This is a genomic window from Streptomyces sp. NBC_00028, from assembly GCF_045041065.1.
Taxonomy (GTDB): Bacteria; Actinomycetota; Actinomycetes; order Streptomycetales; family Streptomycetaceae; genus Streptomyces.
This window is the reverse complement of the sequence record NZ_CP108293.1, coordinates 8830917-8854569: the sequence shown is the minus strand read 5'-3', so window position 1 is coordinate 8854569 and position 23653 is coordinate 8830917. Positions and strand designations below refer to the sequence as shown.

At 71.1% G+C, this 23653-nt stretch carries 21 protein-coding genes; 10 read left to right on the top strand and 11 right to left on the bottom strand.

Annotated elements, in window-relative coordinates; genetic code table 11:
- Nucleotides 1-82: 82 nt before the first annotated feature.
- From OG885_RS40060 to OG885_RS40050, 3 genes are all read right to left on the bottom strand, one after another.
- Nucleotides 83-2218, bottom strand: a complete 2136-nt coding sequence (locus OG885_RS40060; protein WP_405740747.1) for a putative bifunctional diguanylate cyclase/phosphodiesterase — start codon at nucleotides 2216-2218, stop codon at nucleotides 83-85.
- Entirely contained in the window at nucleotides 2215-3036 is an 822-nt protein-coding gene (locus tag OG885_RS40055) for an SAM-dependent methyltransferase (protein WP_405740744.1), read from the bottom strand. The genes OG885_RS40060 and OG885_RS40055 overlap by 4 nt, the downstream gene beginning before the upstream one ends.
- A gap of 235 nt (nucleotides 3037-3271) precedes the next feature.
- Complete coding sequence (locus tag OG885_RS40050) at nucleotides 3272-4234, bottom strand: SCO0930 family lipoprotein (protein WP_405740741.1); 963 nt, start codon at nucleotides 4232-4234, stop codon at nucleotides 3272-3274.
- Nucleotides 4235-4934: 700 nt separating this feature from the next.
- On the opposite strand from OG885_RS40050, the gene OG885_RS40045 reads away from it, so the two are divergent.
- The 3 genes from OG885_RS40045 (at nucleotide 4935) to OG885_RS40035 (ending at nucleotide 6613) form a co-directional block, all read left to right on the top strand.
- Entirely contained in the window at nucleotides 4935-5063 is a 129-nt protein-coding gene (locus OG885_RS40045; RefSeq protein WP_405740738.1) for a hypothetical protein, read from the top strand.
- A 16-nt stretch (nucleotides 5064-5079) separates the two neighbouring features.
- Nucleotides 5080-5844: a DUF4239 domain-containing protein gene (locus tag OG885_RS40040; RefSeq protein WP_405740735.1), complete on the top strand. Its 765-nt coding sequence runs from the start codon at nucleotides 5080-5082 to the stop codon at nucleotides 5842-5844.
- A 229-nt stretch (nucleotides 5845-6073) separates the two neighbouring features.
- Nucleotides 6074-6613, top strand: a complete 540-nt coding sequence (locus OG885_RS40035) for a hypothetical protein (RefSeq protein ID WP_405740732.1) — start codon at nucleotides 6074-6076, stop codon at nucleotides 6611-6613.
- A gap of 99 nt (nucleotides 6614-6712) precedes the next feature.
- Here OG885_RS40035 and OG885_RS40030 read toward each other — a convergent pair whose 3' ends face one another.
- Nucleotides 6713-7198, bottom strand: coding sequence for a hypothetical protein (locus OG885_RS40030; RefSeq protein ID WP_405740729.1), 486 nt, complete (start codon nucleotides 7196-7198; stop codon nucleotides 6713-6715).
- 332 nt (nucleotides 7199-7530) lie between these two features.
- On the opposite strand from OG885_RS40030, the gene OG885_RS40025 reads away from it, so the two are divergent.
- Nucleotides 7531-8199, top strand: a complete 669-nt coding sequence (locus OG885_RS40025) for a class F sortase (RefSeq protein WP_399963752.1) — start codon at nucleotides 7531-7533, stop codon at nucleotides 8197-8199.
- 32 nt (nucleotides 8200-8231) lie between these two features.
- Here the strand turns inward: OG885_RS40025 and OG885_RS40020 are convergent, their stop codons facing one another.
- Nucleotides 8232-9080 carry a polysaccharide deacetylase family protein gene (locus tag OG885_RS40020; protein ID WP_405740726.1) on the bottom strand — a complete coding sequence of 283 codons (849 nt, stop codon included), beginning with the start codon at nucleotides 9078-9080 and terminating at the stop codon, nucleotides 8232-8234.
- 89 nt (nucleotides 9081-9169) lie between these two features.
- The gene (gene lysX / locus OG885_RS40015; protein WP_405740723.1) at nucleotides 9170-12433 is read right to left on the bottom strand and encodes a bifunctional lysylphosphatidylglycerol synthetase/lysine--tRNA ligase LysX; all 3264 of its coding nucleotides are present in this window, start codon (nucleotides 12431-12433) and stop codon (nucleotides 9170-9172) included.
- A gap of 89 nt (nucleotides 12434-12522) precedes the next feature.
- On the opposite strand from lysX, the gene OG885_RS40010 reads away from it, so the two are divergent.
- Entirely contained in the window at nucleotides 12523-12984 is a 462-nt protein-coding gene (locus OG885_RS40010; RefSeq protein WP_329342220.1) for a universal stress protein, read from the top strand.
- 18 nt (nucleotides 12985-13002) lie between these two features.
- Here OG885_RS40010 and OG885_RS40005 read toward each other — a convergent pair whose 3' ends face one another.
- Nucleotides 13003-14742 carry an NAD-binding protein gene (locus OG885_RS40005; protein ID WP_405740719.1) on the bottom strand — a complete coding sequence of 580 codons (1740 nt, stop codon included), beginning with the start codon at nucleotides 14740-14742 and terminating at the stop codon, nucleotides 13003-13005.
- Between the two features lie 143 nt (nucleotides 14743-14885).
- A complete protein-coding gene (locus tag OG885_RS40000; protein WP_405740716.1) occupies nucleotides 14886-15704 on the bottom strand; it encodes an alpha/beta fold hydrolase in 819 nt (272 codons plus the stop codon).
- Nucleotides 15705-15776: 72 nt separating this feature from the next.
- Here OG885_RS40000 and OG885_RS39995 point away from each other — a divergent pair, with 72 nt between their 5' ends.
- Nucleotides 15777-16250, top strand: coding sequence for a MarR family winged helix-turn-helix transcriptional regulator (locus OG885_RS39995; RefSeq protein WP_405740713.1), 474 nt, complete (start codon nucleotides 15777-15779; stop codon nucleotides 16248-16250).
- 69 nt (nucleotides 16251-16319) lie between these two features.
- On the opposite strand, the gene OG885_RS39990 is transcribed toward OG885_RS39995, so the two are convergent.
- On the bottom strand, nucleotides 16320-17480 hold the full coding sequence (locus OG885_RS39990) for a CapA family protein (RefSeq protein WP_405740710.1): 1161 nt from the start codon (nucleotides 17478-17480) through the stop codon (nucleotides 16320-16322).
- Nucleotides 17481-17704: 224 nt separating this feature from the next.
- On the opposite strand from OG885_RS39990, the gene OG885_RS39985 reads away from it, so the two are divergent.
- The 4 genes from OG885_RS39985 (at nucleotide 17705) to OG885_RS39970 (ending at nucleotide 20679) form a co-directional block, all read left to right on the top strand.
- Nucleotides 17705-18250, top strand: coding sequence for a sigma-70 family RNA polymerase sigma factor (locus OG885_RS39985; protein WP_399963732.1), 546 nt, complete (start codon nucleotides 17705-17707; stop codon nucleotides 18248-18250).
- A gap of 149 nt (nucleotides 18251-18399) precedes the next feature.
- Nucleotides 18400-18915 carry a hypothetical protein gene (locus OG885_RS39980; RefSeq protein ID WP_405740707.1) on the top strand — a complete coding sequence of 172 codons (516 nt, stop codon included), beginning with the start codon at nucleotides 18400-18402 and terminating at the stop codon, nucleotides 18913-18915.
- 183 nt (nucleotides 18916-19098) lie between these two features.
- Nucleotides 19099-19749, top strand: a complete 651-nt coding sequence (locus tag OG885_RS39975; RefSeq protein ID WP_405740705.1) for a zf-HC2 domain-containing protein — start codon at nucleotides 19099-19101, stop codon at nucleotides 19747-19749.
- A 66-nt stretch (nucleotides 19750-19815) separates the two neighbouring features.
- On the top strand, nucleotides 19816-20679 hold the full coding sequence (locus tag OG885_RS39970; protein WP_405740702.1) for a hypothetical protein: 864 nt from the start codon (nucleotides 19816-19818) through the stop codon (nucleotides 20677-20679).
- Here OG885_RS39970 and OG885_RS39965 read toward each other — a convergent pair.
- Together OG885_RS39965 and OG885_RS39960 are read right to left on the bottom strand one after the other, a co-directional pair.
- A complete protein-coding gene (locus OG885_RS39965; RefSeq protein ID WP_405740700.1) occupies nucleotides 20672-21535 on the bottom strand; it encodes an Fpg/Nei family DNA glycosylase in 864 nt (287 codons plus the stop codon). The genes OG885_RS39970 and OG885_RS39965 overlap by 8 nt on opposite strands.
- Nucleotides 21536-21557: 22 nt before the next feature.
- Nucleotides 21558-23645, bottom strand: coding sequence for a SpoIIE family protein phosphatase (locus tag OG885_RS39960; protein WP_405740697.1), 2088 nt, complete (start codon nucleotides 23643-23645; stop codon nucleotides 21558-21560).
- Between the last annotated feature and the right edge of the window lie 8 nt (nucleotides 23646-23653).

Genomic DNA, 23653 nt, shown 5'->3' with positions numbered 1-23653 from the left:
TCCGCTCAGGGTGCCGGTGGCCCCTCTTCGATCGTAGGAAGGGGGGCACCGGACAGCCACCGCTCCGGCCGGCGCGCGGCCCTCACCCCGTCGCGTCCACCAGCGCCAGTTCGTGCAGTCGGTCCGGTGGGCCCGGGCGGGCGTAGTACCAGCCCTGGGCCGTGTCGCAGCCCAGTATGCGGAGCTGCTCGGCCTGGGCGCCGGTCTCCACGCCCTCGACCGTGACCGCGAGGTCCAGGCTGTGGGCGAGGGAGACGATGCCCTCGACGATCTTGAGGTCGACGGGGTCGGCCGGGAACTGCTGCATGCTCTGGGTGAAGGAGCGGTCCAGCTTGAGGATGCTCACCGGCAGGCGGCGCAGGTTCGCCAGGTTCGAGTAGCCGGTGCCGAAGTCGTCCAGGGCGATGTCGACGCCCATCTCCGCCAGCCGGCGCAGGGGCTTGAGGAGGTCGTCGTCCGCGCCGATCAGCGCCGACTCGGTGACCTCCAGGCACAGCGCGTCCGGGTCGACACCGGTGCGCTCCAGGATGTCCACCGTGTCCTGCACCAGGCCGGGGTGGGTGAGCTGGCAGGGCGACAGGTTGACGTTGATGCGCAGGGGGCCGGCGTCCGTGTGGCGTTCCCGCCAGTCGCGGGCCTGGCGGACGGACTGCTCCAGGACCCAGCGGCCCAGCGGGACGATCAGGCCCGTGTGCTCGGCGAGCGGGATGAAGCGGTCGGGGCCGAGCACGCCGTGCTGCGGATGCAGCCAGCGGACCAGTGCCTCGGCACCGCGGACACTGCCGTCGCCGAGATGGACCAGCGGCTGGTACTCGATGAAGAACTCGCCCCGCTCCAGAGCGGTCGGCAGGGCGGTGGTCAGGCCGTGCCGGGTGATGGCGCGGGCGTCCGCCTCCGCGTCCGCCAGCTCGAAGCGGTTGCCGCCCGAGGCCTTGGCCCGGTACATCGTGATGTCGGCGCTGCGCAGCACCTCCGCCGCGCTGCGCTCTCCCGCCGGGCCCTCGACGATGCCGATGCTGCCGCGCACGGTCAGGTCACGGCCGTCGACGCTGATCGGGGCGATGAGCGCGTGCATGATCCGGGAGGCCAGCTCGTCGACCTCGCGCTCGGTGTCGGTCCCCGTCGTCAGCGCCACGAACTCGTCACCGCCCAGACGGGCGACCATCTCGCCGGGCGCGGTCGTGCACGACTGGAGCCGGTCGGCCACCTCGACGAGCAGCCGGTCGCCGGCCGCGTGGCCGAGGCTGTCGTTGATGGTCTTGAAGCCGTCGAGGTCGAGATAGCACAGGCCGAACCGCTGGCCCTCGCCCGCGCCGAGCGCCTTCTCCAGGCGTTCGAAGAAGAACGTGCGGTTGGGCAGGCCGGTGAGCGCGTCATGGGTGGCCTCGTAGCGCAGCCTGAGGTTGAGCAGCCGGCGCTCGGTGGTGTCCTCCATCAGCGCCAGCTGGTACTGCGGGGCGCCGTCCGCGTCGCGCAGCAGGGAGACCGTCAGGTTGGTCCACAGGGCCGTTCCGTCGGGGCGGGAGAACGCCTTCTCGACGTGGTAGTGCTCGCGCTCGCCGCGGACCAGCTCGTCGTAGAGGGTCCAGGTCTGGGGCGCGTCCTCGGGGTGGGTCCACTCCGCCACGTTCCGGCCGAGCATCCTCTGCTCGGTGATGCCGAACATCCGCAGCAGTGCTTCGTTCACCTGGAGGATGTTGCCCTCCAGGTCGGCCATGCCGATTCCTATGGCCGCGCCCTCGAAGACCGCGCGGAAGCGGGCCTCGCTCGCGTGCAGCGCCTGTGCGACCACACCCTGCGCCTTCAGGGCGGCCGCCGAGATCGCCTCCTGCTCGGCCAGCGTCCGCTCCCGCAGGGCCTGCGCGAACCCGGCGGCCATGGCGTGCTGCAGCCGGGAGGCGCGCACCCGCAGGTCCTCCTGGTCGCCGCCGCCGCCGCAGTACAGCACCAGGTAGGCGTCGACGCAGTCCAGCGTCCGGCTCAGCGCCTCCGGGTCGGTGCAGTGCACCGTGACGAGGGCGGCCCCGACGGACCTGCCCGCGTCGGCGTCGAAGGTCCTGGTCCGCAGCGCCTCGCTCAACCGGCGGGCCAGCGGCAGGAGTTGTGCCTCGAACTCGGGCCGGGTCGAGGACGTCGTGGTCACCGGGAACACCGCCCGGCTCCAGATCGTCGCGAACCGGCGCAGTCTGTCCTCCGGCCCGTCCGGCTCGGCGCTCACGCGCTGCGCCCCACGCCGGCGAACCCGGAGAACGCCCAGGGATCCTCGTCGTCAGGGTCCCAGGTCTCCGTCTCCGGCCGCCAGCGCGGCATCGGCACCAGTCCCGGTTCCACCATGTCGTACCCCTCGAAGAACCGCGCGATCTCGTCGCGCGAGCGCATGATCAGCGGGTTGCGGATGTCCTTGTACACGTCCACCGCACCCCCGGCCCGCTCCGCCGACAGCGGGATTCCCTCGTACGAGGCATGCGTGAGCACCAGCAGGCTGCCGGGCGCGAGCGCGTCGCGCAGTTCGGCCACCGCCCCGTACGGGTCGTCCTCGTCTTCCACGAAGTGCAGTATGGCAACGAGAAGCAGGGCCACCGGCCGCTTCAGGTCGATCAGTTGCTGTACTTCGGCGCTCGTGACGATCTCCTGCGGCTTGCGCAGATCCGCGGCGACGACCCCCGTCCCCTCGTTCCCGGCAAGGACGGCCTGGCTGTGGGCGACGGCCACCGGGTCGTGGTCGACGTAGACGACGCGGGCGTCGGGGTCGGCGGACTGGGCGACCTCGTGGACGTTGCCGAAGGTCGGGATGCCCGAACCGATGTCCAGGAACTGGGAGATGCCCTGGTCGACGGCGAAGCGGACCGCACGGCGCATGAACGCCCGGTTCGCCTGCATGATCTTGGGCAGCCCCGGCATGAACTCCATCGCCTTGCGAGCGGCTTCCCGGTCGACCTCGAAGTTGTGCGAACCGCCCAGGTAGTAGTCGTAGATCCGCGAGACACTGGGCACCGAGATGTCGATGCTCCGTGGGGCCCAGGCGGGACGCTCCATCTAGCTCTCCAAGGCTTCAGGCGATCCGGTGTTCGAGCTGAGGCTACTGATCGCCTGCCAAAGGAGCGAGCTGAAACGGAAATTGACCGTCCGTTCCCGGTCACTGCCTGCGGCACGTGCCGAGTTGACCTTGCCATAGAAGCGGTGAATCACGGCAAACCGGTCCGCCCCCTGCGCGCGGTGCGCAGGGGGCGGACGGGTCACCTTCGGAGGGGGGAGGCCGGGAGGGCGGCCCCTACTTCTTCGGCGCGCCGATCGGCTTTCCGTCGGGTGCGACGGCATACCACGTGCCGCCGACGCCCTGGCCGTTGGTGTCGCCCGGCTCCTTGTCCTGGGCGAAGGTGTAGATGGGCCAGCAGTTGATGGTCTGCTGCTTGACCCCGTCGGGCCGGGTGAAGCTCATCAGGCCCTTCTTCACGACGCCCTTGGTGTCGTTGGCCTCCACGGGGCCGACCGCCGGCCACTTCTCCAGGCAGGCTCCGGTGCACCGCGAGATCGGGTCGGGCCAGGCGGTGTCCTTCAGGAAGCGGTAGACCGTCATGCCGTTCTTGTCGACGACGATCTCACCGAGGTTGGGGTCCTCACGGGTGGACAGTCCGGGCAGCGAGGCGAGCGAGGCCTTCTTGCCGGTGGGGGCGAGAGCGTACCACTTGCCGCCCACGCCCTGACCGTTGACGTCCCCCGCGTTGACGTCCTTCGCGTAGCGGTACGCCGGCCAGCCGCCGATCGTCAGCTGCTTGCTGCCGTCGGTGCGGGTGACCTCGCCGAGCAGCGACTTGTCGATACCCTCGCCGGCCGTGGCGTCGTCGGCCGGCACCGGGGGCCAGGTCGTGGCGCAGTCGCCGTCACAGTTGGACTTCGGCGGCTCGGCCGTGTCCGTGTCGAAGCGGTAGAGGGTGAGGCCGGCGTTGTCCGTCAGCACCTTGCCGAGCTCGGGGTTGGTGACGACGGCCAGCTTGCCGGCGGAGGCAGCCTTCGCCCCGGGGCTGCTCGCCGAAGGGCTCGCGCCGGTCCCGTTGCCATAACCGGAGCCGACGCCGGCACCCGCGCCCGCGTTGCCGTAGTCGCCGGCCGCGGCGGTCGCTCCCACGTTCTGACTGCTCGCGGACGGGGCTGCTTCCTGGCCGCACGCCGTCGTCAGCGCCAGCACCGCCGCAGCGCTCGCCACGAGCGATGCACTCCGCCAGGAGGTCTTCATCGTCAACTCCCCATATTGGTACGGGTGTTGCAGCGCCCTATGCGCCGCCGCACGGCCATGAGTACGGACGGAAGTGGCTGTTGTGTTCAACCAGGGCACAGATTTATTTTCGGAAGCTGTGACACGGGTGAACTCAAACCCCGAAACGGCCCGCTCACTCCTTCGGGGCAATCCCCCGCCACCAGGACGCACCGAAGCGCGTTCTGGGTTCATGATCTGCGTCGTGCATCGACCCGAACCGACCCAATACGCCCCTGCCATACGGGTGTTGACCGCCCTGGCCTTGGCATGGCTGTGCGTCGGCGTACCGGCAGGCACCGCGCGGGCCGACGCCTGCGCCTCCGCGTCGACCGGTCCGGACGGCACGGTCGCGGTGGCGGTCGCCGGAAGCGGCCTGACCTGGCCCGTTCCTCCGGGGTGCCCCACCCCGACTCCGCCGCCGCCGTGCCCCACGCCCACACCTACGCCCACCCCCACACCCACCCCGAAACCCACCCCGACGCCGACGCCGACGCCGACCAAGGCGAGTCCCACCCCGAAGCCCACGCCGAAACCGACCCCACCACCCCCCGCCACGCAGCCGGCGGCCCCCGCACCGCGTCCGACCCCCACACCGACGCCCACCCCGACCCCGCCCCCGAAGCCGAAGCCCGAGCCGCCACCGAAGCCGACCCCCCGCCCGTCCGCGACCCCGTCTCCGGTGAGCTATCCGGCGTACCACGCGCCCGTCTCCCGGCGGTCCCCGCACCACGGCACCTCGCCGCTCACCTTCGTCCTGCTCATCGCCGTGCCCGCGATCGCCGCCGTCGCGGCGCTGCGTCCGCGCTGATCCCTGGAGGCACCCCTTGCCGGAATGGCTTGTTCTCACCCTCGCGATGCTGGCCGCCTGTGCCGTGGTGGTCGTCATCGTCGTCGTCCGCCATGGCGCGGCGTCCGAAGACGAGGACCCCGACGAGACCCCGGACGTCATCGAGTACATGACGATGTGGATCGGCGTGGTGTACGCCATCGTCCTGGGCCTGGCCATCGCCGGGGTGTGGGAGGGGCGCAGCGCGGCCCAGGACCACGTCCAGGCGGAGGCCGTCGCCCTGCACGAGGTCTCGGAGCGCGTCCGGGTCTATCCGGCCGACGCCCGTGACCGTATTCGGCAGGATGTCAACGCCTATGTCGGACACGTCGTGAACACCGAGTGGCAGACGATGGCCGACACGGGCGAGGTCACCGAGCGCGGCACCCAACTGATGGAGAAGCTCCGTCAGGACGTCACCGACTACGAGCCGGCGAACGACTTCGAGGCCCAGGCCTACCAGCCGCTGGTCGACCAGGTGGCCGCGGCCGACGCGGCGCGCACCTCCCGGACCAACGCGATGGGGGCGACGATGCCGGGGGTGGTGTGGTTCGGGCTGATCGCCGGGGCCGTGATCACCATCGGCATGGTCCTGGCCCTCCAGATCCGCAGAACGCCACGTGAGCTGATCCTCGCGGGGCTGTTCTCCGCCCTGATCGCCTTCCTGCTCTTCCTGATCTGGGACTTCGACGCGCCCTACAGCCGGGGCATCACGGCGTCGGCGGAACCGTTCCTGAACCTGTTCCCGAGCATCAGGGGCTGACAGGCCCTCATCTGCCGGGCATCCGGAGGGGACGCCACCACCAGGGCCACCGCCGCAACCCGGCGCCACGCCGTCGGCGTCCCCCGAGCGGCCCACAACCGTGCCCCATTCGCCCGACAGCGTTCGCGCACATGTGCGTACCTTCCTAGCGTTCCGATCATCGAGGTGCATTTCCGGCACAACGCGGAAAAGGTCCGCGGCTGCTCCTCGGGGACCCGGAGGACTCACCATGCGCGCGATACGCGTAGCTTCGGCCGCACTGCTGGGCGTAGGCGCCCTCGCCTTCTCCGCTCCGGCCGCCGTGGCGGCCGTCGAAAGCAACATCACGCCGTTCGGCTTCAGCGTCATGCCCTCCACGATCGCCGCGGGCGGCCAGGTCACCCTGCAACTGGACCGGGACAGCGGTGGCTGCACCGGGTCCGCGACCGTCAGCTCGGGGGTGTTCGACACGATCACCATCCCGGGCAACCGGTCGTCGGCGGCGGCGGTGGTCGACTGGGACGCCAAACCGGGCGCGGTCTACAAGGTGACGTTCTCCTGCAACGGTGTGAGCGGCTCGACGGAACTGACCATCGCCACCGGCCGCACCACCCCGACCACCCCGCTCAACCCGACGCTGTACCCCGACCGCGGGGTGCACGCCGGTGAGGGTGGCAGTCTCGCCGGTTTCGACCTCAAGGAGATCGGTCTGGGCGCGGCGCTCATCGCCGGCTCGGTCGGGGCGGCGTACCACTTCTCCCGGCGCCGCACCGGAGACGACGGCGCCTGACCCCGCCGCGCCCCACCGCACAGGCCTTCGCCCCGGACCTTGGAAGAGGTTCCGGGGCGAAGGCCTGTCACGTGCGAACGGATACTCCGAGGAGGCCGATCAGATGCGCTTCTCGGATCTGCGGCGCATCCAGAACACCCCGCCACCGATGACCGCGGCGGCGACGAGCCCACCGCCGATGGCCACGTCGGTCGGGGTGGCCCCGGTGGAGTTGCTGCCGCCGAGACCGCCGCGGACGGCGCCGATGACGGTGAAGGCGTTCGGGTTCGTCATGACCCCGTTCGCGCAGGTGACCGTGATGCTGTGCGTTCCCTGTCGGGCGTTGTTGCTGACCCTGGCGGTACCGCTCGCCAGGTTGCCGCCCGCCGAGGTCAGGTTGACCGTCTGGAAGGCGTCGGAGCTCGCGGTCGCGGGCGTGGAGCAGTTGTTGACGGTGATGGTCAGCTGCCCGCCGCGGGCGATGGCGCTCGGCAGGGCGGTGACGTTGGACGGGGTGTTCATGCCGTCGGCGACGGCGGCGGGGGCGGCGAGGCCCAGAGCGGCGACCGCGGCGGCAGAGGCCGCCAGGGCACGGGTGGTACGCATGTGATCCTCCGCGGAAGACGCCCCGGGAACGGTCCCCGGTGGATCGGCGAGAAAGCGCCTCCCAGAAAGACCCTCAGATGCCGTGCGCGCGGGCGCATTTCGGCGATGGTCCGTCCTGGTGAGCGGACACGCCGGGCGAAAAGCGCACAATCACAAATAGTCGCAGGTCACGGACCGTCAGAAATTTCCTGTGAGCGTCAACTCGGATGGCGCACCCCCACGCCTGGCGGCCACCCGTTCGCCTTTGCCCCGTCGCCGGTTTCGTGCCCGGCACTTAGCGTGCTCGTATGCGCGAATGACGTGGCGACGGCCGCGTCGAGAGGGGAAGTCGAATGTCTGCGTCCGAGCTGGCCGATCTGGCCGAAGAGGAGGAGCAGCGGAAACGGCGCGCTCCTTGGGGCGTGATAGCGCTTGTTCTGCTGACCGGCCTCGCTCTCATTCGGAATGGTTCGGGAGAGTTCGACGTGGGTCCGCCGCAGCCGGCGACGGCGGCTGCGGCGGACAGCCGTGTGCCCGGCGCCTTCTCCGGGTCGGCGGCGCCGCTGTCGTTCGCCGAGCCCGAGCGGGTGCGGATTCCGGCGATCCAGGTGGACGCGCCGGTCATGCCGGTCGGCCTCGACACCGAGGGCTGGGTGGGCGCGCCGCCGCCGGAGGACCCGAACCTGGCCGGCTGGTTCACCGGTGCCGTCTCGCCCGGCGAGAAGGGCACGGCCGTCGTCGTGGGCCATGTGGACAACAAGATGGGGCCCGCGGTGTTCTACGGACTCGGCGCCCTGAAGAAGGGAAATCGCGTCGAAGTCAGCCGTAAGGACGGGAAAACGGCGATCTTCGAGATCTACGGCATCGAGGTCTTCGAGAAGAACAACTTCCCGGGCGACCGTGTCTACGGTTCCAAGGGCACCCCGGAATTGCGGGTCATCACCTGCGGGGGCGGTTTCTCGAAACAGAGCGGTTACGCCGGGAACGTCGTCGCCTTCGCCCGCCTGGTCGAGGTCCGCTGAGCGAACCCCGACCGGGCGGGGGTGACCGGCATTTACACGTAATGCCGTCTTGGGACGGTGATGTGATATCCGGAGTCGAGAAGCCGCGGCAGATAGTCGCGCAGCGCCCGGACACTCTGGGAGCGGTCGCCCCCGGCGTCGTGCGAGAGCACCACGACGCCGGGGGCGGCGCCGTTCTCCACCCGCCGTTCGATGGTGCCGGCGCCCGGGGTGGTCCAGTCGAGGGTGTCGACGGTCCAGGCGAGGGGTTCCATGCCGAGTTCGGAGCCGAGCTGGAAGGCGGTGCGGTTCCAGGCGCCGTAGGGCGCGCGGAACCACTGGGGGCGTTCGCCGTAGGCCTCCTCGATGACGTCGCTGGTGCGTTCCATCTCGGAGCGGATGCGCCCGCGGCTGAGGCGGGTCAGCAGCGGGTGGGACCAGGTGTGGTTGCCGACGATGTGGCCCTCGTCGGACATGCGCGCCAGCAGGTCCTTGTTGTCGACGGCCATCTCGCCGCACACGAAGAACATGGCGCGGACGTCGTACTCGGCGAGGGTGTCCAGGATGGCAGGGGTGTAGCGGGGGTCCGGACCGTCGTCGAAGGTCAGCACCATGGTGCGGCCGCGCCCGTTCACGCGCAGCAGCGGTTCGCGGCGCACCGGGGTCCGGCCGGGGGCGGCGCGGGGCGGGCCGTATCCGGTCAGGGGCTGGAGCCGGTAGGCGGAGGGTTTGAGGGGGCGGCGGGCCGGGGGTCCCGCGGCGGGCAGCGGGGGCTTGACCGGGTCCTCGCCGCCGAGTGCCGCGAACAGCCCGGCGGTGCCGGCGGCCCCGACGGCGGCGGCGCCGGCGAGCAGGGCCCGGCGTCGCGTGAGCAGCCGGGTGAGCAACTGATCCTTCGTCATGACTCATCAGTCGCCCGCTCGACGGCCGACGCACCAGGACAGCACCGGTGCGGCGGCAGGAAAGCACCCGCCCGGCCTATGACGGGCCGTCAGTGGCGGCGTACGAGCGGGAAGGGCAGGGTTTCCCGGATCGTCAGCCCGGTGAGGAACATGACCAGTCGGTCGACGCCGATGCCGAGGCCTCCGGTGGGCGGCATGGCGTACTCGAGGGCGTCGAGGAAGTCCTCGTCGAGTTCCATGGCCTCCGGGTCTCCCCCGGCGGCGAGCAGCGACTGCGCGGTGAGGCGGCGGCGCTGTTCGACGGGGTCGGTGAGTTCGGAGTAGGCGGTGCCGAGTTCGGTGCCGAAGGCGACGAGGTCCCAGCGTTCGGCGAGCCGTGGGTCGACCCGGTGCTGGCGGGTGAGCGGGGAGACGTCGGTCGGGAAGTCCTTGTAGAAGGTGGGCGGCTGGGTCTTCTCCTCGACGAGGCGTTCGTACATTTCGAGGACGACGTCGCCGCGGCCGTCGTCGGGGGTGTACGGCACTCCGGCCCGGTCGCACAGCCGGTGCAGCCGGGCGAGTTCGGTGTCGGCGGAGACCTCCTCCCCCAGCGCCTCGGAGATCGCGCCGTGGACGGTCTTGACCGGCCAGACGCCCGAGATGTCGTACTCCTGCCCGTCCTTGCGGGCGACGGGCGTGCCGAACGCGGCGGTGGCGGCGCCCTGGATCAGCTCGCGGGTGAGGTCGAGCATCACGTCGTAGTCGGCGAACGCCTGGTAGGCCTCCAGCATCGTGAACTCGGGGTTGTGCTTGTAGGAGACGCCTTCGTTGCGGAAGGTGCGGCCCATCTCGAAGACCTTCTCCAGGCCGCCGACGCACAGTCGCTTGAGGTACAGCTCGGGGGCGATGCGCAGATAGAGGTCGAGGTCGTAGGCGTTGATGTGGGTGGTGAAGGGGCGGGCGTTGGCGCCGCCGTGGATCTGGTGGAGCATCGGGGTCTCGACCTCCAGGTAGCCGCGCTCCAGAAGGCCCTGGCGCAGGGCCTGTACGGCGGTGGAGCGGGCGCGGACCACGTCGCGGGCCTCGGGGCTGGCGACGAGGTCGAGGTAGCGCATGCGCACCTTGGCTTCGGGGTCGGTGAGGCCGCGGCGTTTGTCGGGCAGGGGGCGCAGACACTTGCCGACGAGCTGCCAGGAGGTGACGAAGACGGTGGGTTCGCCCTTGTCGCTGAGCCCGGCCGTGCCGGTGGCGGTGATGTGGTCGCCGATGTCGGTGTCCGCCCGGAAGCGGTCCACGCCGTCATGGGTGAGCGCCAGTTGGTGGTCGCCTGACCAGTCGCGCAGGGTGACGAAGACGATGCCGCCGAAGTCGCGCACGCGCATGATCCGGCCCGCGACGGTGACCTCCTCGCCGCTTCGGACGTCGGCGAGGGCGTGGGTGCGGGCGGGGATTCCCACCGGGTAGGGGTCGATGCCCTCGGCCCTGAGCCGGGCCAGTGTGCGGTGCCGGATGCGGGCCTGTTCGGGCAGGCCCGCATCCGGCTCGGCGGCGGTCTCGTCCCCTCCGGCGAGGCCGAGCACCGACAGCGACGGCAGGCCTTCGGTGGTGGCCGGCCGCGGCCCGGCCTTCGGGTGCCCCTTTCCCCAGAGTTTGCGCAGCGACGGTACGGAGACGAACCCCTCGGCGATCCCGGAGGCGAGGCCGATGCGGGCGAGGGCGCCGGTCTCGCCGTAGCAGATGAAGCGGGGGTACCACTCGGGCCGGTACTTGGCGTTGGAGCGGTAGAGGGCCTCCAGTTGCCACCACTTGGAGAAGAACAGCAGCAGTCGGCGCCAGAGGCGGAGCACGGGTCCGGCGCCGATGCGGGCGCCCTCCTCGAAGACCGAGCGGAAGACGGCGAAGTTGAGGGAGATCCGGCGGACGCCGAGTTTCGGTGCGACCGCGCAGAGTTCGGCGACCATGAACTCCATGACGCCGTTGGGGGCGCTGCGGTCACGGCGCATCAGGTCCAGGGAGACGCCGTCGCCGCCCCAGGGCACGAAGGAGAGCAGGGCGAGCAGCTTGCCGTCCTCGCCGAGGGCCTCCACGAGGAGGCAGTCGCCGTCGGCCGGGTCGCCGAGGCGGTCCAGGGCCATGGAGAAGCCGCGTTCGGTCTCGGTGTCGCGCCAGGCGTCGGCCTTGTCGACGACCTCTTCCATCTCGGTGTCGGTGAGGGCCAAGTGGCGCCGGACGCGGCAGTGGGCGCCGGTGCGGCGCACCCGGTGCACGGCCTGCCGGGTGACGCGCATGTCGCGGCCGTTGAGGTCGAAGCCGGCGACGTTGAGGATCGCCTCGTCGCCGAGTTGGAGGGCGCCGAGTCCGGCGCGGGCGAAGGCCTTGGCGCCGTCCTCGGAGGCGCCCATCGCGGCGGGCGCCCAGCCGTGCCGGCGGGCCGCGTCGAGCCAGGCGGCGATGGCGTGCGGCCAGGCCTCGCGGTCGCCCACGGGGTCGCCGCTGGCGAGGCAGACGCCGGCTTCGACGCGGTAGGTGACGGCGGCCTTGCCACTGGTGGAGAAGACGACGGCCTTGTCGCGTCGGGTGGCGAAGTAGCCGAGGGAGTCGCGGTCGCCGTAGGCCTTGAGGAGGGCGCGGATACGGGCCTCCTCGTCGCCGTGCAGGGCGGCTTCCATGCGCTGGGAGCGGAAGAGGGTGGCGGCGGCGTTGAGCAGCGCGAGGGCGCCGAACAGGCCGAGCAGGAAGAACAGGGCGCGCGGTGGGGCGCCGTCGAAGGAGCGGCCGGAGACCAGGCCGCCGCAGACCCGGTTGGCCGCCCAGAGCAGCCGCTGGCCGCGCGGCAGCGTGCCGGGGAACAGCTCGACCAGGCCCCAGCCCACGAGGATGCCGAGGAACAGGCCGAGGATCAGCACGCCGACGGCCCGGCGCACCGCGCCGCGTCGGGAGTCGGCGTAGAACTCGCCGCGGGCGACGACGAGGAGGGCCAGGGCGAGGCTGCACACCACCAGGGACGGGATGGAGTCGGCGTACAGGCCGACCACCACGCCCAGCGCGTCGACGAGGACCAGCAGGCCGAGGTAGACGACCACGAGCCACCAGGCGACCCGTTTGCGGGCCGCTGTCGCGCCGGCGAGGAGGAAGAGGAAGACGGCGTAGGCGAGGTTGGCGCTGACCGGGACGATGAGCACGTCGAGGAAGCGCACGACGGGACGCAGCGGTCCGCGCAGCGGCGGGATGAAGGCCAGCAGCAGACAGAGCAGTCCGAGGGCGCCGAAGAAGGCGGCGAAGCCTTCGGGCACCCGGCTGAGGAGGCCGCTGCCGGGCCGTCGTATCGGGCCCTTGCTGTCCTTCGCCGGGGCGGCCTCGACGGTGGCACTCATGTTCCGACTGTAGGAACTGCCCGCCGACCTCGCCCGTCGGGAGGTCCCGCATCACGGCGGGACCTGGGCTTTCCGATAGCCTCCGTGCCGTGACGGAACAGCACTCGCACCAGTTCGAGCGGGGCACGGACGGGCCGAAGGTCATCGTCGTGGGAGTGGACGGCTCCGACTCCTCCCTCAGAGCGGCGGCATATGCCGGTGGTCTGGCCCGCCGTCAGCGCGCCCTCCTCGCCGTCGTCTATGTGCAGCCGGTGATGGCGGCGGGAGCCGCCATGGGCGCGCCGGTCGCCGAGACGACCGACGAGATCGCCGAGGACCTGGTCGCGCAGATCAGGGAGGCCACCGAGCGCACGAAGGGGATATTCGACGTGCGCTGGGAGTTCCACACCTTCCGCGGTGACCCGTACGGCGGCCTGGTGAAGGCGGCGGACGAGCTCAAGGCGGACGCGGTGGTGGTGGGGGCCTCGGAGCAGGCCGGGCACCGGATCGTGGGCTCGGTGGCGGTGCGGTTGGTGAAGGCGGGGCGGTGGCCGGTGACGGTGGTGCCGTGAGCCGCCGCACCACCGACGTCATGAGCCTGCGGGAACCAGACGGATGATCTGGAAGCCGGCGGTGGCGAGGACGACGGGCAGGGCGCGTACGGACTCGCGGTCCTTCTCGCGCGCGATCTCCGTGAGTTCGGCCCAGTCCTTCATGTCGGGGTGGGTCCTCGCGTCGTCATCGCGGTCCGGACCGTAGACGTAGCCTTCCGCGCGGTGTGCCCGCAGCCAGCGCCTGTGCTCCATTTGGGCGAGCCGTTCGACCTCGGTGTCCGCCAGCACGAAGGGAGGCGCGGGGTCCACGCGGGGAGCGATCGCGCAGTCGATCTCCCGCAGTTTCTCGCCGATGGCCACGACCGCCTTCCGGTTGTCCTCCCGTTTCCCGGGGGGCAGCCGGTCCCACGGAACCACCGAGGCGTTGGTCTGTTCCGATTCCCCTCGGTTGCTGCGCGCCGCCTGTTCGTAGTGCTCGTGCATGACCCGTGCGAGGTGTTCCACCAGGTCGTCCCCGAGGAGTTCGGGACGGCAGGCTGCGTCCAGGACGCCGAAGGTGCTCAGCCGCCCGTCCAGGTCGTCCAGCAGGGCGGAGTCGTCGTGGCCCAGGGACACTCCGAAGGGACCGTGCTCCCGCAACTGGAGGACGAGGCCGCCGGGCGGAACGCGCCATGCCGCGAAGGCCGACAGCGCTATGGAGAGGGACGTGTCGTCGGAGGGGCCGGCGACGTAGACGCGCTGGGCCTGCGAACCCATCGCGGACAGCAGCGCGTTGACCGCCGGGCCGGTCTCCTCGATCTCCTTCGGCTCGATCCGGCAGACCTCCGAGAGGAAGCCGTACTGGTCGGTCAAGCGGCGCAGTTCCGCCGTGGCCGAGGTGCCGGCCCAGGTGATCGGCAGCTTGTCCGTGCCGGGGCGCAGCCGCCAGCGGCGGGCGAGTTCGACGAGCAGGGCACGGGCGAACGGAGAGACGCCGACGATCAGACAGTGCGGCGGCGGGGTGGCCGCGTCATGCTCCTCGATCCGTTCCGTCGCGGCGAGTCGCCGTGCCGCCAGTACGTCCACGTTGAAGAAGTCGAGGCGCACCCGTCCCCGTGACGCGCCCATGAGGTGGCGAGCCTGGAGGGCACAGCACAGATCCTGGTCGGCGATCGCGGCGTGGACGTGCAGCGGGCGGTCGGGGTCCTGGGCCAGTTCGCGGACCGTCGCGGCGATCAGGACGTTGTCGCCGCTGTCGTCCGCGCAGGCGTAGACGGCGCTCGCGCGGGCCACGCCCGCCGCCCGGAGCGCCTCAAGGCTGCTGGGATCGCCGACCACGGACAGGACTCCGTCGTCGTCGGCCCCGACGGCGGACACGGCCACCACGGTCCGGCCCGCCTCGCGCAGCCGGGCCGTGAGCATCTGCGCCGTGTTCCCGGCACCGCAGACCACGCTGTGACCGCGCAGCCGGGCCAGCCGCAGTCGGCGCAGTTCGTCGGCGCCCAGCAGCCGGACCGCCTCGACGAGGGCGGAGAGGGTGGCGAGCGGCGCGAGGAAGCGGGCCCATTCCAGGGCCCAGGGCAGGGACCCGGCCCCGTTCAGGGGGTCGGCGTCGAGGACGAACAACTGGCAGGAGTAATAGAGCAGATCGAAGAAGCCGTGCCCGAACTCCGGGTCTTTCTCCAGATACTCGTGGAATCCGGCGTACCCCAGCACGAGCCCCGTCAAGGCGAGGACGACGGAGACGAGCTGGAGAACCGGGTACCGGCGGACGAGCCGGCTTCGTTGCGTGGTCATGCCCCACCCCGTGCGTCAGCGTGACACCGACCCCCCTGGTGACAGCGGCGCCACAGGGCACTCATGGTCGAGCCCTGCGCACGGGGCGTCAATCCCCTTTCCCCGCTGGACTGTTGAGCGATCGGGCCGCGGCGCCCGGCGCCCTACAGATCGCGGAGGAAGTCCAGCAGGAGGGTGTTGAACTCCTCGGGCTTCTCCAGGTTGGGGAAGTGCGCGGCGCCTTCCACGAGGACCGAGCGGCCCTTGCGGGCGGTGTGGGCGAAGAGTTCCGCGTCGGCGATCAGGTCAGGTGAGTCGAGGGCGCCGTTGACCATGAGGACCGGGACGTCGATTTTCGGCACCCGCGGCCAGGTGTCGGCCATGGGGACGTGCCAGTTGTGTTCGCCGGGTGTGTGCTTGGCGATGGTGTGCAGGGCCATCTCACGCAGCCGGTCCAGGATGGCCGGTTCGATGTCGTCGGCAGTACGGAACGGGCCCGCCATGGCCCGCAGGAACACCTTGAGCCAGCCCTCGATGTCGCCGGAGTGCAGGGTGCGGGCCGACTCGGCGACGATCTCGCGGGTCTTGTCGTAGGTGTACTGGAAGTCGCTGACCGAGGCCCCGCTCAGGACGATCCCGCGGACCAGTTCCGGGTATTCGATCGCGGTGTCCCCGGCGATGGCGCCGCCCATCGACACCCCGGCGAGGACCGCCGGGCCGGCGTCCAGGTGCCGGAGCAGGAGGGCGAGGTCGTCGGCCCAGCGGAAGGACTCGCTCGCGTTGGCGGACCAGCCGTGACCGCGGGTGTCCGGGGCGATCACCCGGTACCCCGCGGCGACGAGGGACGGTGTCTGGTCCTCGAAGAGCCGGTGGTCGACGTAGCCGGAGTGGAGGAGGACCACGAGCTCGCCGCGGCCGGTGTCGCGGTAGGCGAGGTCGCCGTCGGTGGACGGGAAGTAGCTCAGTTCCGAGGTGACTGTCATGACAACCAAGGTGTCATCTTCTGGCGACTTTGACAACTGGGTTGTCATGTTGGGCGGGTGCATGATTGCCTCGTGAACGACAACGACGCCCCGCTGCCCCCCGACGAACTCGGCGACCGCGTCTCCGAGGTCTTCGACCTGATCGGCGCGCTCTACCGGCGCGGACTGCGCAAGCTCGAACAGGCCGAGAAGGAGGAGGGAGTCTCCGTCGGCGTGCGCTCCGTCCTCGTCCTGCTGCGTCGCTACGGGCCCATGACCGTGCCTCAGATGGCCCGGATCATGGCGCTGACCCGGCAGTTCGTGCAGCGCATGGTGAACGACGCGGCGGCCGGGGACTGGGTCGAGGTCACGCCGAACCCCGCGCATCAGCGGTCCTCGCTGATCCGGATCACGACCGGGGGCGAGGCGGTGATCGACGCGATCCTCGCGCGCGAACACGCCCTGAACCGGCAGGTCGGCGGGGAGCTGACCGACGCCGAGCTGCGGGCGTGCCGACGCGTTCTCAAGGAGATGCTGCGGACGTTCGACGAGGTGGACGTCGACTGACGGTGAGGATCGGCGAGGGCATCGCTCGGGGGCCGACCTACTTCTGGTCCGACCTACCTCTGGTCTGACCTACTTCCCCATGACCAGACCGTCCTTCGCCGCACCCCGGCTCAGCACCACGTCCCGGATGCGGTCGCGTACGCCGGCCAGCTCGGCGCCCTCCGCGATCGCCTGGTTGAGGTTCACCACCCGTCCGGCGTCGATGTCGAACAGCTGCGGAACGAACTCGGCCTTCCGCACCTCCCAGCGGCCCCCGGGTCTCGCGGGCGGGGCGAAGGTGAAGCGGCCGATCGTGGACTGGTTGCCGCGCGGGTCCTGGGCGCCCTCGTAGTTGAACATCTCTCCGGCGACCTGGTCGCCCATGCCGTAGATCACCCAGGTGCCGTTGACCTTCTCGTACGCCTGCGGGATGTGGGCGTGGGTGCCCAGGATCAGGTCGATGTCGGGGCGGTCACCGGTGCGGGCGGCGGTGAGCGAGCCGGCCAGGGCGAGCTGGCGGTCGTCGGGGGCGTCCTGCCATTCCGTGCCCCAGTGCACGGAGACCACGACGACGTCGGCGCCCGCCTTCCGGGCGGCCCGGGCGTCGCCGATGATCCTGTTCTCGTCGATGAGGTTGACGGCCCACGGCTCACCGGCGGGCAGCGGGTAGCCGTTGGTGTCGTAGGTGTAGGAGAGGTGGGCGACCTTCGCGGCGCCCGCGCGCAGGAGCGTGACGGTGCGCGCCTCGCCCTCGGTGCGGGCGGTGCCGGCGTGCCGTACGCCCTCACGGTCGAGCGCGTCGAGGGTGCGGCGGATCCCGTCGGCGCCGTCGTCGAGGCTGTGGTTGGAGGCGGTGGAGCAGCCGTCGTAGCCGGTGGCGGCGAGGCCCTGGGCGACTTCGGGCGGGGACTTGAAGGCGGGATAGCCGGTGTAGTCGCCGTTCGCCCCGTAGACGGTCTCCATGTGACACAGCGCCAGATCGGCGCGGGAGACGACCGGTCGGACCCCGGAGAGCATCGGGCGGAAGTCGTAGCCGGCGCCGCCCGCGTCGAACTGGGCGCGGTCGATGATGGAACTGTGCGGGAGGACGTCGCCGGAGGCGACGAGCGTGAACCCGCGGGCGGCGGCCGGGGCCGGGTGGCCGCTGCGGGCGGGTCGGTCGGGTTTCTCGTGGTCCTGGGCCTGACAGGCGGCGCCCGCGGCCAGGAGTGCGGTCATGGCCAGGGCCACTTGGCGACTGCGTGCAATCATCAGTTCACCCCACTGTGATCATATTTACGTACGAATAGGTACGAAGATGACCACGCCCGCAAACGGTCCGGGCGCCTTCATTCGCCCGATGGGCTTGGGCATTCGCCCGATGAGCGAGGCGGAACGAACCGTTCGTCGTACCGTTCGCCGACGCGATCGACCGCCCGCCGCAGATCCGCGCGCACGCCCTGTCCCTCGCCCACGCCCTGCGATGCCATACGGCCATGACGGCCGGAATCACGCTCACGAACGGGACGACCGCCGAGCACGAGCTCGCCGCACTGCAGCGGGAGCACGGCCGGCCTCTCTTCGCGCTGCTCCTCCGGCTGTGCGACGGGGACCGGCAGCGGGCGGAGGATCTCGTCCAGGAGACCCTCGTACGGGCCTGGCAGCACCCCGAGGCGCTGCGCGCCGACGACTTCGACTCCGTACGGCCCTGGCTGCTGACCGTGGGTCGGCGCCTCGCGATCGACGCGCGGCGGGCCCGGCAGGCGCGGCCGGCGGAGGTCGGGGACGCGATCCTGGAGAACGCACGGGTGTGCGCCGACCACGCCGAGCGGGCCGCCGCGACCCTCGATGTGCGCGAGGCTGTGAAGACACTCACTCCGGAGCACCGTGAAGTCCTGGTGCTCGTGTACTTCCAGGGGGCGAGTGTGGCGGAAGCCGCGGAAACCCTCGGCATCCCTCCCGGTACCGTGAAGTCCCGCGCGTACTACGCGCTGCGCGCCCTGCGCCGGGTCCTTCCCGGTTATGCGGCCGACCTGCGATGAAACTCATGGTGAAGCAAAGCCTTCGCAAAGCGCCTTGCTGAGGACCATGGTTGAGTAATCGGCTGTCTTCATCCGTGTTCCCGGGTGGGCGCCAGGCCCCCAGGCCCGGCGACGGGCGACGCGCACGCACCGGAGGAAGGCAGGAAGGGATGCTGCACAGAGGTCAAGAGAGCACGGACGGCGCCGGTGGCGGTGAACTCACCGTTCCCATGGCCTGGTTGTACGCCGAGTACATCGCCGACGAGCTGCTGCGGACCGGCGATCTCATGCCGCCGACGTCCTTCGAGTTCCGCGCCGGGCGCGACGCCCTGGCGCTGACCATCTTCCTGTCCGACACCGACGGGGAGCTGTCCGGCATCCGGGTCGTCTCCCAGCTGGAGACCTGGCTGTCACTGACGGCGTACGACCAGCCCTGGCAGGACTGGGTCCGTGAGCGTATGGCGCGGCTCACCACCGAAGCCGCCGACGCCGGCGGGCCCGCACCCGACCTGGACCTCGCGGAGGCGGCCTGGCGCTGGCTCCAGGAGACCGAACTCCTCGCCCCCGACCTCAACGCGGTGCCGGGCGGCGGCCCGGTGATCGGCGAGGACGAGGGCCCCAAGGTATGGACCCCGGCCTGGCAACTCGGCCTGCCACTGGGGCACCTGGCCATTCACCTCTTCTAGCGCGTCGCCGGCCCGCGGAGACCTGGTCCCGAACTTTTTTCGAACGGGACCAATCCTCGTGCCCGACCGCTCCGAATCCCTTGGTTGCGATTCTGTGTGGGGCTTGAGTGATTCGGCGGTCCGGTGCGTACCGGTGGGAGCAAGGAGTAACCCCACCCGCACCCAACGGCACGAGGATTCCCCATGAGGTCCCAGGAGAGGCATCGCGACGTCGCCGCGTACGCGCTCGGCGTGCTGGACGAGGCGGACGCGTTCCGTTTTGAGGACCACCTCATGGAATGCCCGAGGTGCGCCGCGCATGTCACCGAATTCGGCCCGATCACCCGGCAGCTGCTGCTGTACCGGCGTTCCACGCCGCAGTTCGTGCACCCGATGACCAAGCCGGGCCCCCGGCTGCTCGACCGGCTGCTCTCCGAGGTCGGGGCGCGGCACCGGGCCGGGCGCCGGCGCTTTCTCTGCGCGGTGGCGGCGACCGTCGCCTTCGCGGTGGCGGGGCCCGGACTCGTGGTCCTCGCGGGCGGCGGCGAGGGCACCCTGCGGATCGACGCGACCGACGCACGGTCCGGCGTCTGGGCGCAGGTCACCGCCGAGGACTACACCTCGGGCAGCCAGCTGGAGCTCAAGGTGAAGGACGGGGCGGGTCCCCGCACCTGTCGCCTGGTCATCATCGGCACGGACGGCTCCGAGGAGACGGTCACCACCTGGAACGTCCCCCGCCACGACGCCCGCGAACTCACCATGCAGGGCTCCTCGTCACTCCACCCCGACCAGATCGCCCGCTACGAGGTGCGCTCCTCGGACAACGAACACCTGGTGACGCTCAAGTCCCCCTGAACCCGGTCGAACGCGGGACCCGCCTCCCGCGTCTCAGGAGCGACACCTTCGGTCCTGGGGGAACACATGCGGGCACACATCGCACGAACTGTCGCCGTTCTCATACCCATTGCCCTGTTCACGGTCGGCTGCGGCAGTGAGAAGGCCGGCGGCGCCGGGTCCACCACGCCGAAGGACCGGGCCCGCGAGGTGGCCGCCGCGTGGGACGGTTCACGGGCCGCGGAGGTGTGGCGCGCGGGCTACTACCCGCTGGCCGACGTGATCCAACTCCCGGAGCACGCCTTCCGGAACGACGGGGACAAGAGTGCCTACGCCGCCGAGAACTACGTCCTGGACGCCGAACTGCCTCCCGTCTCACCGAAGAAGGGCAAGGTCGAGTGGGAGAGCGGGAGTTCGCTCAGCCTGCCCTTGATGGACGCGCGGAAGGCGTACGACAGTGTCGCCCGCGGCGGCAACGACGGACCGCATCTGACCGTGACCGCGGTGAAGCTCGGCAAGACCACCCTCGTCACCAGCCGCGGGCCGGCCACCGTACCGGCGTGGCTGTTCACCCTGGACGGGTACGACACCCCGCTCAAGCGGGTCGCCCTGGAACCGTCGGTCCTGCCCGGCTCGCCGATCGAACCGCTCGAAAACACGACGGACGACCTGATGGAACTCCAGCAACTCGTCGCCGTCGGCCGAGACGGCCGGACCGTCACGGTCCTCGCGGGGCATGGCGCCTGCGACGACGGAGCCGGCGTACGGGTGCGGGAGACGGCCGGCAGCGTGGTGCTGTCGGCGTCGATCCTCGGGGCGACCGACGGCGACTGCACGGCTCAACTTCTGTTCCAGAAGGTCACGGTGAAGTTGAAGCGGGAACTCGGCGACCGGGTCCTCCTGGACGCCTTCACGGGAGCGCCGGTCGCTCAGCGCCGCATCCCTACTTGAGCAGCCGCGACATCCTGCGGTCCGCCAGCGGTTTGCCGCCCGTCTGGCAGGTCGGGCAGTACTGGAGCGAGGAGTCGCTGAAGGAGACCTCGCGGATGGTGTCTCCGCAGACCGGGCAGGGCTCGCCGGTGCGGCCGTGGACCCGCAGGCCGCTCTTCTTCTCCGCCTTGAGCCGCCCGGCCGCCACTCCGCGCGAGCGTTCGACGGCCTCGGTGAGGGTGTCGCGCAGGGCCGCGTAGAGGCGTGTCGTCTCCTCGGGGGTGAGGGACGCGGCGAGTTTGAAGGGGGACATCTTCGCCGCGTGCAGGATCTCGTCGCTGTAGGCGTTGCCGACGCCGGCGATGAGGCTCTGGTCGCGCAGGGCGCCCTTGAGCTGACGGCGTTCGTCCGCAAGCAGTGCGGCGAGGCGCGCCTGATCGAAGTCGTCCGCGAGCGGGTCGGGGCCGAGGCGGGCCACCCCCGCGACCTCCTGGGGGTCCTGGACCACGTACACCGCGAGTCGTTTCTGCGTACCGGCCTCCGTCAGGTCGAAGCCGGCGCCGGTCTCCAGGGCCACGCGCAGGGCGAGGGGGCCCTTGCCGGGGCGGGGCATGCCGCTGGGCAGCTCGTCCTTCCAGTGCAGCCAGCCCGCGCGGGCCAGATGGGTCACGAGATGCGGGCCGCCGTCCGTGACCAGGTCGAGGAACTTGCCGTGCCGGTGCACGGCGGTGACCTCGCGGCCTTCGAGGGCGGCGAGCGGAGGGTCGTACGTCTTCAGGACGCTGATCGCGACGGGCAGCACCCGGACGATCTCATGGCCGACCAGGTGTTCGGTGAGGAAGTCCTTGAGCGCTTCCACCTCGGGGAGTTCCGGCATACGTCCAGGGTGCCATCCCCTGTCACGCGCGTCCCGGGACGACGAACTCGCACCACACGCACTTGCCGCCGCCCCGCGCCTCCACGCCCCACACGTCCGTGAGCAGGTCGACGAGGAGCAGGCCGCGGCCGGAGACCCCCGACTCCCCCGCCTCCCGGCGGCGCGGCAGGGCGCTGGAGGAGTCCTCGACCTCGACGCGCAGTCGGCGTTCGGGGCCGGCCAGGACCCTGAGGGTGACGATGGCGGAGCCCTCGGTGTGCATCAGGGCGTTGGTGATCATCTCGTCGGCGACCAGCTCGATCTCGTCGGCCCGCTCGCCCGAGCCCCAGGCCCGGACGGCGGCGCGGATCATGTGCCGGGCCTCGGCCAGCGCCTCCGGGTCGCCCGGGGCGACGTGCTGCTGGAGCCGCCCGCCGGACTGCGGGGCGTCCAGGCCCCGGCGGCGCAGCAGGAGCAGGGCGACGTCGTCGTCCCCGCCGCGTTCCTCGGCCACGTCGATGAGCTGGTCGGCGAGGTCGCGCACATCGGCGGGGCCGGAGCCGATGAGCGCGGTGAGGGTCTGCATGCCGTCGTCGAGGTCAGCGCCGGGCTGTTCGACCAGGCCGTCGGTGCAGAGCAGCAGGGTGTTGCCGGGGTCGAGTTCGAGGGTGGCGACGGGGTATTCGAGGCTGCCGAACTCGGCGGACAGACCGAGCGGCAGCCCGCCCTCGACGGGGACCCGGCGGCAGCTCCCGTCGGTCTGCCGCACCAGGGGGTCGATGTGCCCGGCCCGGACGACCTGGACGACTCCGGTGGCGAGGTCGGCCTCGGCGTAGAGGCAGGTCGCGAAGCGGTCGGTGTCGAGTTCGTGGAGGAAGACGGAGGCACGGGCCATGACGGTGGCCGGGGTGTGGCCCTCGGCGGCGTAGGCGCGCAGCACGATCCGCAGCTGGCCCATGACGGCGGCGGCGTGGGTGTCGTGCCCCTGGACGTCGCCGATGACCGCGCCGACCCGGCCGCCGGGCAGCGGGATGAGGTCGTACCAGTCGCCGCCGATGTCCCGGCCGAGGGAGCCCGCGGCGGAGCCGGCGCGGTAGCGGACGGCGACGTCGGCGCCGCGCACGCTGGGGATGGTGCGCGGCAGCATGGCCTGCTGGAGGCCGGATGCGAGGTCCTTCTCCTGCTCGTAGAACATGGCGCGCTGGAGGCTCTGCGCGATGCTGCTGCCGAGGGCGACGAGGACGTTGCGGTCCTCGGGTGAGAAGCCGTCCCGGTCGCTGTAGAGCAGGCCCATGGCGCCGATGGGCCGGGCCTGGGCGATCAGCGGCAGATAGGCGGCCGCGGTGATGTTCAGGCCGGTGATGTGCGGCCACAGGAGCGGGTAGCGCTCGGCGAACTCCTCCGGCGACTCGATGAAGCGCGGGGTCAGGGTGCGGACGACCTCGCTCATCGGGTACTGCTCGTCGATGCCGGTGACGTCGGTGCCGGGCACGAAGCTGCCCACGGGGCCCTCGGCGATCAGCCTGATGCGGCCCGCCTCGACCAGGCCCATGACCAGGCTGGTGGCGCCGAGGTGGGTGAGGCCGTGGGTGTCCTTGAGGACGTCGATGACGTCGTCGACCGAGCGGGCGTAGGCGAGGGCGGCGGTGGTCAGCTGGACGACGTTGGTCTGTTCCTGCCGGGCGGCGTCCAGGCTGGCCTGTTCGCGCCGGGCGGCGAGGTCGTCGAGCTCCTGGGTGGCGTCGCGGACGATGCCGACGATCCGGCGCGGGCGGCCGGTCTCGTCACGGCGGATGTAGCCCTGGGTGTGGGTCCAGCGCAGGGAGCCGTTGCGGCAGCGGATGCGGAAGTAGGTGCCGTAGTTCTCGCTGCCGTCCTTCATGGCCTGGGAGACCAGGGCGTCGAGCCGGTAGCCCTCCGGGGCCGGGACCCGGATCGCGAGGGTCTCCGGGTGGCCGTCGTATTCGTCGGGACGCAGGTCGAAGACCTCGTGGGCCTGGGCGTCCATGTGGAACAGACCGGTGTCCAGGTCCCAGTCGAAGCTGCCCATGCGGTTGAGCGCCAGAATCGGGTCCGGGTGGGCGGGCCAGTCGTCCGGGAGTGACAGGGCGCTCGCTCCCCGATCAACCATGGGGCCAC